This is a genomic window from Wolbachia endosymbiont of Drosophila barbarae, from assembly GCF_044752445.1.
Lineage (GTDB): Bacteria > Pseudomonadota > Alphaproteobacteria > Rickettsiales > Anaplasmataceae > Wolbachia > Wolbachia pipientis.
This window is the reverse complement of record NZ_JBIXJM010000107.1, coordinates 1-2,640: the sequence shown is the minus strand read 5'-3', so window position 1 is coordinate 2,640 and position 2,640 is coordinate 1. Positions and strand designations below refer to the sequence as shown.

The following is a 2,640-nucleotide window of genomic DNA, read 5'->3' as shown; positions in this document are numbered from 1 at the left end:
TTTCTCTTCGCAAGAAGATATAAAGTTACAAAAGCTTCTACATCATAAACAATGATGTAGAAGTATTCCACTACAACAAGCTTTAAAAGCACTACATTTTATATTACAATAACTTTTTCACTTCTTTTTAGGTCCATGAAATTCACATTATCTTGGTTATTAGAACACTTAGAAACCAATGCTAGTTTAGAAGAAATTACCGATAAATTAACTCACATAGGGTTAGAAGTAGAAGATGTGATCGATAATTCCAGATTGACTGGGTTTATTGTTGCAGAGGTATTAGAAGTCGTACCTCATCCAAATGCTGATAAATTAAAATTATGTAAAGTAAATGATGGAAGTAAAATTCTACAAATAGTCTGTGGAGCAAACAATGTTAGAGAAGGTATGAAAACTGTACTTGCATCTCTTGGTAGCACGTTGCCAGAAAGTGATCTCACAATTAAGTCCACAAAAATACGAGGAATGCTAAGTGAAGGGATGCTCTGCTCTGCTTCTGAACTTGCGCTGGTTCAAGAGGAAAGTGAAGGAATAATCGAGCTTTCCGATGATTATAAAGTAGGGGATAAATTTTTCAATTGTGACCCTGTAATTGATATAAATGTTACTCCAAACCGTGGAGATTGCTTAGGCATTTATGGAATAGCTCGCGACCTTGCTGCAACTGGAATTGGGACATTAAAGACTTTAAGCATTCCACAACTTACCAGCTCCATAAATTCACCAATCGATGTTGAAGTTACTGACGGGGAAAGTTTTATTAGTGGAATATACATCGCCAATGTAAAAAATCAAGAAAGCCCAAAATGGTTAAAAGATAGGCTGGAATCGATAGGAATGCGCTCCATTTCTGCAATAGTTGATATCACGAACTATATTATGATATCTTTCAGCCGCCCAATGCACGCGTATGATGCAAAAAAAATAGAAGGAGAGCTCACAGTACGCAAAGCAAACGACGGAGAAAAATTTGCTGGTTTGAACGGTAAAGAATACTTATTAAACAAAGACATAAGCGTTATTGCAGGTGATAAAAATATTCATGGAATTGCTGGAATTATAGGTGGTAAGTGCAGTGAATGTACTCTTGAAACTACTGATATCTTTTTAGAGTCTGCTTGGTTCGATCCCATCTCTATTACTAAATCTTCAAGGCAGCTCGGCATCTCCACAGACGCTAGTTACAGATTTGCACGTTCAGTTGATCCTGAATTTACTTTTGATGGACTCAACCTTGCAGCTAAAATGATTCTGGACTTATGTGGTGGAGAAACCTCAAGCGTAGTGTCTGCTGGCAGTTTAGATAGTGCTGACACCAAGGTGAGCTTTGATTATCAGGATGTGAACAAGTTTGGAAGTGTGTCTGTATCGCCTGATGAGGTGCTTGATATCTTAACGAAACTAGGGTTTAGTATTGATAAAAAAACCGAAGGCAATTGGAATGTACAAGTACCAAGCTGGAGACCGGACGTGACAATATCGGCTGACCTAATCGAAGAAGTAACAAGGATATACGGCTATGACAAAATAAAAGAAGAACCACTACCAAATAATGTTGAAGAAGTAGATAGTACATACGACAATTTGCGTATTTTGATGACAAACAGAGGGTTTCATGAAGTGCTAACCTGGTCGTTTATGAGTGAATCAACAGCTGAAAAATTTGGTTACTCGAATAAGTTATTTATCATCGATAATCCGTTTAACAATAGCTTTAATATAATGAGACCAAGTATTATGCCAAATTTATTGCAAGTTACTGCTGATAATATTGCCCATGGAATATCTGATCTTGCAATCTTCGAAATCGGGCCGATTTACGATGGTGAAGCTCAGTCTAAGTATGTTTTAAGTGGAATTAGATCAGGAAATAATTTACCGCGAAACCATTATAATACTGATAGGAAAGTAGATGTTTTTGACGCAAAGGCTGATTGCATAGCAGCTTTGGAGTTTTTTAACGTTAATTGTGATAATTTAACGATAGAGAAAGCAGAAAAAGAACATTACCACCCAGGAAAGTCAGGCACTCTCTCTTTTAAGAATAAAGTAGCAGGTTATTTTGGAGAGTTGCATCCTAATATATTAGATCTTTTTGATATCAAGCAAAAAGTTGTAGGTTTTGAGGTAATACTAGAAAATATTGAAAATTTACCTGTAAGTAGAAAGAAATTTATCGATTATAAATACCAAAGTGTAAAACGTGATTTTGCATTTATAGTAAATAAGGATGTGGAAGTAGGTAACATAATCAATGTGATAAAAAAAAGCTCAGAGCTCATCACAGAAGTTTTGATATTCGATGTATACCATGGAAATAATATAGAACCGAATAAGATGTCTATAGCGTTGTCAGTTACTTTTTGCTCTCCAATCCACACTTTAACTGAAAAAGAGATCCAAAAAGAATCAAGTGCTATAGTTAATTTAGTATGTGAAAATACCGGAGGAACTTTGAGAACTTATCGTTGAGTCACAATCATAGTTTCCTGCCGTTGCTGTGTCACACTTACTTCATCCAATTTATTTCCAATATTGAATTCAATATCCTTGAAAAATCTATCCCACATTCCATGCAAATGCTCTTCTATTTTAGGCCACACATCATTTTTAAATGTTACCCCATCATCAGAAAAT

General features: G+C 35.6%; 1 protein-coding gene. It reads left to right on the top strand.

What is annotated here, in order from left to right; translation table 11 throughout:
* The first annotated feature begins 135 nt into the window (after positions 1-135).
* Positions 136-2,475, top strand: a complete 2,340-nt coding sequence (pheT, locus tag ACIPNH_RS01385; protein ID WP_400771194.1) for a phenylalanine--tRNA ligase subunit beta — start codon at positions 136-138, stop codon at positions 2,473-2,475.
* The last annotated feature ends 165 nt before the right edge of the window (positions 2,476-2,640 follow it).